The sequence below is a fragment of the Mucilaginibacter pineti genome (assembly GCF_900101875.1).
In the GTDB taxonomy this organism is placed as follows: Bacteria; Bacteroidota; Bacteroidia; order Sphingobacteriales; family Sphingobacteriaceae; genus Mucilaginibacter; species Mucilaginibacter pineti.
Genome location: NZ_FNAI01000033.1, coordinates 1 through 9350, shown reverse-complemented (window position 1 = coordinate 9350; position 9350 = coordinate 1). Strand labels below are relative to the sequence as shown.

At 39.1% G+C, this 9350-nt stretch carries 9 protein-coding genes; 4 read left to right on the top strand and 5 right to left on the bottom strand.

The annotated features are described in order from the left end of the window. Positions 1–243 (top strand): Rpn family recombination-promoting nuclease/putative transposase (locus BLS59_RS30795; protein WP_240315407.1); only part of this gene is annotated, 243 nt, incomplete at its 5' end. Positions 244–311: 68 nt separating this feature from the next. On the opposite strand, the gene BLS59_RS30790 is transcribed toward BLS59_RS30795, so the two are convergent. Together BLS59_RS30790 and BLS59_RS30785 are read right to left on the bottom strand one after the other, a co-directional pair. Continuing rightward, on the bottom strand, positions 312–569 hold the full coding sequence (locus BLS59_RS30790; protein ID WP_091157844.1) for a hypothetical protein: 258 nt from the start codon (positions 567–569) through the stop codon (positions 312–314). Positions 570–684: 115 nt separating this feature from the next. Continuing rightward, positions 685–1113, bottom strand: a complete 429-nt coding sequence (locus BLS59_RS30785; protein WP_162842830.1) for a helix-turn-helix domain-containing protein — start codon at positions 1111–1113, stop codon at positions 685–687. Positions 1114–1938: 825 nt separating this feature from the next. Here BLS59_RS30785 and BLS59_RS30780 point away from each other — a divergent pair. The 3 genes from BLS59_RS30780 to BLS59_RS30770 are packed head-to-tail and all read left to right on the top strand — an operon-like array spanning position 1939 to position 7925. Then, positions 1939–3270: a TlpA family protein disulfide reductase gene (locus BLS59_RS30780; protein ID WP_091157841.1), complete on the top strand. Its 1332-nt coding sequence runs from the start codon at positions 1939–1941 to the stop codon at positions 3268–3270. 36 nt (positions 3271–3306) lie between these two features. Then, positions 3307–6510: a SusC/RagA family TonB-linked outer membrane protein gene (locus tag BLS59_RS30775; protein WP_091157839.1), complete on the top strand. Its 3204-nt coding sequence runs from the start codon at positions 3307–3309 to the stop codon at positions 6508–6510. A gap of 14 nt (positions 6511–6524) precedes the next feature. Further along, the gene (locus BLS59_RS30770) at positions 6525–7925 is read left to right on the top strand and encodes a RagB/SusD family nutrient uptake outer membrane protein (RefSeq protein WP_091157838.1); all 1401 of its coding nucleotides are present in this window, start codon (positions 6525–6527) and stop codon (positions 7923–7925) included. 39 nt (positions 7926–7964) lie between these two features. Here the strand turns inward: BLS59_RS30770 and BLS59_RS30765 are convergent, their stop codons facing one another. From BLS59_RS30765 to BLS59_RS30755, 3 genes are all read right to left on the bottom strand, one after another. Continuing rightward, positions 7965–8258, bottom strand: coding sequence for a hypothetical protein (locus tag BLS59_RS30765; protein ID WP_091157836.1), 294 nt, complete (start codon positions 8256–8258; stop codon positions 7965–7967). A 137-nt stretch (positions 8259–8395) separates the two neighbouring features. Then, positions 8396–8869, bottom strand: a complete 474-nt coding sequence (locus BLS59_RS30760; protein ID WP_143014299.1) for a MauE/DoxX family redox-associated membrane protein — start codon at positions 8867–8869, stop codon at positions 8396–8398. 160 nt (positions 8870–9029) lie between these two features. After that, positions 9030–9350: helix-turn-helix transcriptional regulator (locus BLS59_RS30755; protein WP_143014298.1), on the bottom strand; the 321-nt coding region annotated here is incomplete at its 5' end.

Here is a 9350-nt window from a genome sequence, read left to right as displayed (position 1 = left end):
CCGGTATTTGAAAAATTGTTTAGCATTGCTGAATACAGTAATTTGACAAAGGAGGAAAAAACGATGTACGATAACAGCTTAAAACATAAATGGGATAACAAGAACGTGCTGGACTATGCGGTAAAAGAAGCAAAGTTAGAAGAAGCCAAAGAAATTGCCCGTGAAATGAAAAAGGACGGTCTGCCAATGGCACAGGTTGTGAAATTTACAAAACTTTCTGTTGAGGAAATAGAAAAACTATAAATATAAAGTGATAAAATGTAGGTTTAGCCTTTGTTGTTCGCAGCAAGGGCCTTTTTGTTTACTGCACCTCATTTAAACCGCGTCATATACGCCAAGCCTTCCGCAGTCAATGCCAACTGGCCGTTATCGTTCCATCTGAATAAATGCGCGTCGGCTAATTCATCTCCTATTGTGTTAAATTCGTCTGTATCGAGATGATATTGGTATTTTTTATTTAATAAAGCCCGGACGATACCAACCACCACGATATCATTAATTACCGGGGCATGAAGCCTTTTAAACATGGAAAAGAAAATTTCGGCCTTGATCTGCTCTTTCGTTGCCATAGCCCAGATATATGTGAGGTAGTTCTATTTTTCTCTTTTGGAGTAGCTAATTAAAGCATAAAAAAAGCTCTCTGAAATTATAGGAGCTTTTTATTTTGCTTATAGTAAGGTCAGGCTATTTCACCTTTTTCAGCTTGTTTTCGCTTTCCGGCTTGCTATTGCCCTTTTTTAGTTGATCCAATTCTGCTTTTAAGGCTTCGTTCTCAACTTTTAACTCTTCCTTTTCACCATGCTCTTTGAGAATTGCTTCCTTAAAATACTCTATGACCTCTTTAATAGGATGGTTATGTTGATTAGTGGTGTAACCAAAGAAGAAATTAAAATCATTGTCTTTATCAAAGTTTTTTATCGCGTCAACAGTCGTACCCATAGCCTTTGCGGCTCTTTCTAAGATTTCTTGCGTAGGTAATTCGTTCTTTTCCATTTTTGAAATGTTTTGTTGTGCCATGCCCATTACTTTACCAAGGGTATCCTGTTTCATCCCCTTAAGGATACGCATGTTACGTATATTTTGCCCGAAATGTTTTTTTTGTGCCAACTCCATAAAATGCATTTCTGATAATCAAATATACTAAAATGTTTTTGGTGTACGGAATATGTATTTTACACCCAATGCTATTTCGATGTTTACTAATTCGTTTCTTAAATTTATAGCTTATAACATGGATCAGTCCTCTAAATTAAAATTTAATTTATATTAAATGACTAAAATTTCATATATGAAAACGGCAACATTGTTTGATACAACATAAATTAATAGTTTTGTAGCCATTATAATGGCTTATGACATTGCGTCTAACTCTGCTCCGACTAAGAATACAGATAAAAGACGCAACGAGTGAAGCCCCATTGCCTGCATTTGTATTATTTATAATATAAATGGTTAAACGGCATGGGAAGCTCACTCGCTCATCTGTATTCTTAGTCGGAGCGGATGACGAGCAGAGAACCATGTCGTTTTTCCTTTTTCTACATATTCTCACCCTCGTCTGTTATCATAACTAATCTCCTTATTTATGAACAGAATACGTGAAGCGCGAAATCGACTATAATCCATACGGGAATCATCCTAAGGTTACGCCATCCGGTGCCAGTTGCCATCAGATGCAACTTCTTCAAAATCAAAAAACAAAAAATCATCAGATCAAGCACAAAAGTAAGTGCAGTTCTGTCGCAACGACGCTTGCAAACTTATGTGCCCTCATACTTACCCAAAAGCAACTGTTTAAACTTATTATTAAATCCCCTGTTTGAATTGCTGTAAAACGGCAACTGAAGATCAGTTTAGTAGTTAATAGCCAATTCGCGGTTGCCGTTTTATATCTAATCTATAGTTTAACCATTTCTAACTAACTAACGCCCTCACTTGATGAAAAAAATTATACTAAATATAGTACTGGCTGTGCTTTGCCTAAATTTTGCTGCACATGCCCAGGACAAAACACCTAATATAGCCGCCCTTAAAATTGGCGATAAGGTGCCAGACATTACAATTAGCAATATCCTCAATTACAAAGACGTATCCGGCAAGCCCACCGCCAGTGCCAAAATATCAGACTTTAAAGGCAAACTGCTCATACTCGACTTTTGGGCGACCTGGTGCAGCCCCTGTATCGCAATGATCCCTAAAATGGATAGCCTGCAAAAGGAATTTGCCGGGAAAGTGCAGTTCCTGCCAGTATCATATCAATCGGAAAAAGATATAAAATCGTTTTTGGCAAGAAGACAAAAAAAGGTATCAGAACCGTCTGTCTTGCCAGAGGTGGTAAACGACTTCAGTTTAAAGTCCTTGTTCCCACATAACACATTGCCTCATTACGTTTGGATCGACGCGAGCGGCAAAGTTGCCGGTATTACCGGATATGAAACCGTCAACAAAGCTAATATTGTAAAAATCCTTTCAGATAATCAGCCAGAAATGCCGGAAAAGTCTGATTTTAAAATTCCCTACAATAGAGATGAAGCATTATTTGTTGGTAACAATGGTGGCAGTGGTAAAAATATTATCTATCATTCAATGCTTACAGGCTACGCGAATGGAATTTCTCCCGGTACTTATACACCATTACCAGATAGTAATAAAAACCAGCGAATAAGGGTGATCAATGGTGAAATATTATCCCTGTTTCAACTTGCGTACCGGGATTTAGGAAGATTTAATAGAAACCGGATAGAAGTAAAATCAAAGGACTCTTTGATTTTATCCTATCATTTTAAAGAGCCGGAACTCGAATGGTTTAAAAAACACAGTTACTGTTATGATTTGCTTTTACCACCGGGCATGACAGTAAACAAGTACAACTATTTTCGAGATGATCTTCAAAGGATTTTCCCTGGGTACGAAGTGAAAATTGAACAACAGGTAAGACATTATCTTGCCTTGCAACGCACTTCTGATATTAATAAACTACGTTCATTGAACGGCCCGCAGATATGGAAACAGGATCAGTATGGACTGACTATGCACTATCAAAATTGGAAAATGTTTTACTGGACGCTTGATGATTATTTTTTCCAAAAATCTCCTTTACCCATCATCGACGAAACCGGCTTAAAAGGTGCCATAGATATTGAACTAAATGCCGATATGTCTAACATTAATTCGCTGAATAATGCGCTGAAAAATTATGATCTGAAAATCGTTGAAAAATTAGGCAGCATAGCCATTATGGTCATAAGCGACCGACCTGATACTCATTAATCAACCATCTAAATACAGGCACTTTATCTTATTTATATGAAAATATTATTACTTACTTGTTTAATGGCACTACTTTTCTCAACTGTCAGGGCGCAGTATACTGTTTATGGAAAAGTGATAGACCAAAAGACTAAAGAGCCGCTTGCAGGCGCTTCCATTAAAATAAATGATTCCCAACGTGTAATTTCGACAGACAGCTTTGGACAATTTCACTTCAATTCTAATAGTAAAGATATTATCATAACAGCAAGTTATGTTGGTTATATCAATTCTGAAACAAAGGTCGTAGCAGCCATGTCAGATTCAGTCGTCATTGCCTTAAATAGGATTAGCAACGAATTAAAAGAAGTTGTAGTTTCAACCGGCTACCAGAACATTCCTAAAGAAAGAGCGACCGGATCATTTGAAAAAGTTAATGCCGATTTACTTAATCGCAGAGTAAGCACTGATGTAATCAGTAAGCTTGAAGATTTGGTGCCGGGGCTTGTTTTTAACCGTTCAACATCAAACGCTTCTTATCAAACCCAAATCAGCATCCGGGGACAAAGTACTATACTGGGTAAAGCAGATCCGCTTATTGTTATCGATAATTTTCCTTATGAGGGTAATATCAATAATATTAATCCCAATGACGTTGAGAGCATAACGGTATTGAAAGATGCAGCAGCAGCCTCTATCTGGGGAGCAAAAGCAGGGAATGGCGTAATTGTTATCACCACAAAAAAAGGAAGATTCAACCAAGCGCCGAAAGTTTCTTTCAACTCTAATGTAACTGTTGGTGGACGTCCAAATCTATTCTACCAATCCAGGATGTCTACCGCCGATTATATTGATGAGGAACAAGCCCTATTCACTAAGGGTTATTATAATAGCGCAGAAAAATCAGCTAACAAAACTCCGCTGACGCCGGTTGTCGAATTGCTCATTGCAAGACGGGATGGTAAAATATCAGCTTCTGATGCCCAATCGCAAATCGATGCGCTCAAAAATCAAGATGTCAGAAATGACTTTGAAAAATATCTGTATCAGAAAAGCGTCCAGCAGCAATATAATGTTAACGTATCCGGCGGCTCGGCGAATCAGACGTATTATGTTTCAGCGGGATACGATAAAAATGCGGCCAACCTTGTGAATAACGGTTATAACCGATTAACAGTCGATGCAAACAATACCTATAGTTTTCTGCATAATCATCTTGATGTATTTACCGGTATATCCTACATCCAAAGTGATAATATTATGAATAACCCCGGTACAACCGGGATACTTTTATCCTCTACAAGTGGAACGTCTTTATACCCTTATGCCAAATTAGCCGATGCATCTGGAAACCCGCTCTCTATAACTCACGATTACCGGGCGGCGTTTGTGACGACAGCGCAACAAAAGGGCTTATTAAATTGGCAATATAGTCCAATTGATGAAATCAATCTTGCGGATAACCACGCAAAACAAACCGATTACAGGTTGAATTTTAACGTAGTTTATAAGATTTTTCCCGGTCTATCGGCAAGGGCATTATATTATTACGGAAGAACAGAAGGCATTACAAGGAACTACCAAAGCCAGGATACATACTACACAAGAAACCTCATCAACAGACTAACGCAAGTAAATACTGATGGTTCGCTTTCCTATCCGGTTCCGTTAGGGGGGATACTTGATCAAAATACGAGCAGTGCCATATCGCAGAATTTCAGGGGACAACTAAATTACTCTAAAAACTGGAGCAACAAAAGCGACCTGACAGCAATCGCCGGATATGAAATTCGCAATACACATACGATTACGGATCAACATAGAGAATACGGATATGATGATGAGCATGCAACCAGTACGAAAGTTAATTATTTAACCTATTTTAATAATTACTACAATCCTGCTTTGACACAACAGATACCTTATCTGGACAGTCAGGGAGATTTAACAGATAACTATATTTCCTACTACACCAACGCTGCTTATAATTACGATAATAGGTACACCGTGTCCGGCAGCGCAAGAATTGATGAATCCAACTTATTTGGCGTAAAAACCAATCAAAAAGGTGTGCCTCTGTGGTCAACAGGTATTTCGTGGAACGTTTCTAACGAAGCGTTTTACCATATAAGCTGGCTTCCTTTATTAAAATTAAGAGCAACCTATGGTTACAGCGGTAATGTTAATAAAAGTGTTACGGCCTACACAACCGCAGTATATTCCAACGGGTCGGACAATCTTTCCGGGTTACCGTATGCCACCATTACCAATCCGCCTAATCCCTACCTGCAATGGGAGCGTGTAAAAATGGTCAACCTGGGGATCGACTTTGAAGCGCTGAACCATAGGATAAGTGGTAGCCTTGAATATTATCATAAGAACGGTATCGATCTGATCGGAATTGCGCCTTATGCACCCTCAACTGGTATAGTTCAATTCAAAGGCAACCTGGCAAATAATGCTGGTCATGGAGTAGACATATCTATTCATAGCCGGAATCTCAACGGTGCTTTTAAATGGTCAACTGACCTTATTTTTAGCAATGCGGTCGATGAGGTTACTAAATATGACGTGAAGACCGATGTATTGAGTTTCCTTCAGTTAGTATATCCGTTAGCAGGAAGACCTTTATATGGAATATATAGTTTTAAATGGGGCGGACTCGATCCTAAAACCGGTGAAGCGCAAGGCTATCTTAACGGACAGATCAGCAAGGATTATTCCGGAATAATAAATGCCTCTACACCTGACAACATTGTTTACAACGGGCCGGCCAGGCCCACGATTTTCGGCAGCTTAAGAAATACCTTTTCTTTCAAAGGGTTTTCTGTGTCCGGAAATATTAGTTATCGGTTTAATTACTATTTCAGACGTAATTCGGTCAATTATGCTACCGTCCTGTCAGGCCAGGGCGGCAATAGGGATTTTGCGCTACGCTGGCAAAAAGCTGGTGATGAGGTTTTTACGCAGATACCATCACTGCCTGCGACCAATAACGGAAATAGAAATAATTTTTACATGTACTCTTCCTCACTGGTCGAAAAAGCAGACAACATTAGACTACAGGATGTTAATGTCAGTTATACTATAACAAAGGAAAAGCTACGTAGTCTTCCTTTCGCTAATATTCAGCTTTACGTATACGGTAATAACCTCGGCATATTATGGAAGGCCACAAAAACCAAGCTTGATCCCGATTACCCACTCAACCAGTTCCCGCCGGTAAAAACGTATTCAATCGGCTTTAAAGCAGATTTTTAATTTAAAAAGACAATATGAAACAAACATATAATGGATGGGCCAATAAAGTACAAGGTTTACTTTTACTCATCCTGTGCATGATATTATTTTCATGCCAAAAAGATTTTTTAGATAAGAAGCCGGACAAGTCATTGCTGGTTCCGACAACTTTAAAAGATTTTCAGGCGCTTTTAGATAATACAACGATAATGAACGCATCACCATCATTAAACATGATCGCAAGTGATGAATTTTATACTACGGGAGATGCGTTAAATTCCTTAGGGGCGATTTATGAAGAAAATGCCTACCTGTGGACAAAAGATGATCCCTATCAAGGTAACCGAATAGTTGACTGGGAATTACCTTATCAGCAGGTCTTTTACGCGAATGTCGTACTTGAAGGTTTAAGGAAAATCCCCGCCGATACCTATTCACAAAGTCAATGGAATCAAATAAAGGGAAGTGCCTTGTTTTTCAGGTCTTTCGCCTTTTATAACTTAGCTCAGGAATTTGCTAAACCTTACATAGGTTCATCTGCTTCTACTGATTTAGGTATACCCTTAAGATTGACCTCGGAAGTAAACGCAAAATCGGTCAGAGCGACTATCCAGACCACTTATGATCAGATAATTGCGGACTTAAACCTTGCTCAATCGCTGTTGCCGCTAAGCGCTAACATTAAAAGCAGGCCATCACAAATGGCTGTCCAAGCACTTCTGTCAAGAATTTATTTAAGTATGGGTGATTATGTCAATGCAAAAAAAATGGCCGATACATATCTTTCCAGTAACAACAAGCTAATAGACTATAACACATTAACCGCTTCCGGCATCAATCCGTTCCCGCCTGCAATCCCGAGCGGAAACGATGAAGTGGTTTTTTATTCCGCATTGATACCGATCAATTTTGAATATTCATCATTAACTATTGTAGATTCGGTGTTATATCGCTCCTTTAGTACGAATGACCTGCGTAAGTCGCTATTATTCCTGGATAACGGGGGCGGTATAATTAACTTTATAGGAGATTATACCGGCCTTGCTTATTACAACTTTGGCGGGTTGGCAACCGACGAGGTTTATTTAAATCGGGCGGAATGTTTTGCGCGAAATAATGACGGCACATCCGCGCTTAAAGATTTAAACTTATTGTTGCAGAATAGATATAAGAAAAACGCGTACACGCCAATAAGTTCAACAGATATGAATGTGATTTTAAGCGCCATTCTTAATGAACGAAAAAAGGAACTGATTGCGCGAGGAACAAGATGGGGCGATCTTCGAAGGCTTAATCAGGATAGTAAATATGCAATAACCTTAAAGCGCATTATTTACAATCAAACTTATACTTTGCCGCCTAATGATAATAGATACGTTTTCCCGATCCCGGATAATGAAATTACGGGCAGTGGCATACAGCAAAACCCAAGATAAAGAAGATGGGGAAGCCTTGCTTCCCCATCTTCTTTATAATTAAGGTATTTGATGAAAAGTACCAGCTGTCGTACTAATCGGATCTGAAGGGTCGTCATTTGGATTTTGCCCAGCCGGATAAACCGCTTTGCATTGGCCAGAAGCTCCAGTGCAAGTATCATTTCCATCTGCAACGACATAAGTACCGTCACTTAACTTTCCCCAGGTAACATTATCCTGATTGGCTTTTTTTGAAATGTGAGTTTTAGCAACTGCTACCCCACTTGCAAGCATAACGGCTAACACGCCGATCAGGCTCACGCTTTTGATTTGTGTTATGATTTTCTTAATCATGACAGTAAGTATTGTGTTCCTGCTTTTTATTTTTAGCAGGCCCGGTTTGGTGATTTGACCCCTTGAAGCCGCGATCTTATCACATTTGTTTTTTCTGTTTCCTATGCAGGGCTGGCTCTTTTCCCTGCCATTGCGGTTCAGGCACTATTTGAGACAAGCTGTTTTTTGTGTTTTATGTGAAACCATGTAAAGTTTTTTGCCCAGCCATTTTCAATAGTAAGAACGATCAAAGAAATGGCTATGAACAATATATTAAAGATCAGTTGGGCCATGTAAGGTGCGCCTTCCCACAAAATTCCGCTGCATGAGCACGGTGTCCGGCTGAAAACATTATTTGTTGCCAGAATAATATATATGGTAAAAGCCGACATTAATAATAAGGAACCCCATGTGGCTCTTTTACGGCTTGCAGGCACTAAGAGGGAAATAACAAGCAGAATTTCGATAGCAGGAATAAGCCATGTCAATACTTCGGCCATCGGTGCCGGAAATACTTGGTTTAACATTTCATCTCGCGATTTAGGGTAATCAGATAACTTGATTATAGCCGCATAAGCAAACATTGCCGCAATACTTCCTGTCAAAAATTTTAGTAACCTTTCCTTTTTCATAGTAGTACGTTTGATAGGACTAAGTTATAGCCTGTAGTTGTGAAATGGTTATAAAATCCTTTGGTCAAAAAAGAATTTTCAATGACCACCAAAGGATTTTATAACTCTGCTATAATTAAACGTGCTCTTAAGAAAGAAAGAGCAAGATGCCTGTAGGATTTCAGACCTTTTTTCGGAACTCTGCCGGAGACATCCCGTAATATTTATGGAACGCGTTGGAAAAGTAAGCCTTATTATCAAAACCAATGGTTAAAGCAATGTCTTTGATGCTCATGGTTGTCTGCCTGATCAGCTTTTGGGCGGTATCCATACGCAGGTACATGACATATTGATGGGGACTTCTGTTAAACAACGTTTTGGACAATTTGATGATCTTCCATTCTGACAAATTTAATTCCGATGAAATATTGGCCAGTCGGTTAACTTTCTCCGTTGCATAATTGAGCTTAAAGTAATCCGCCAGTCGCTTTGCATCCGTCTC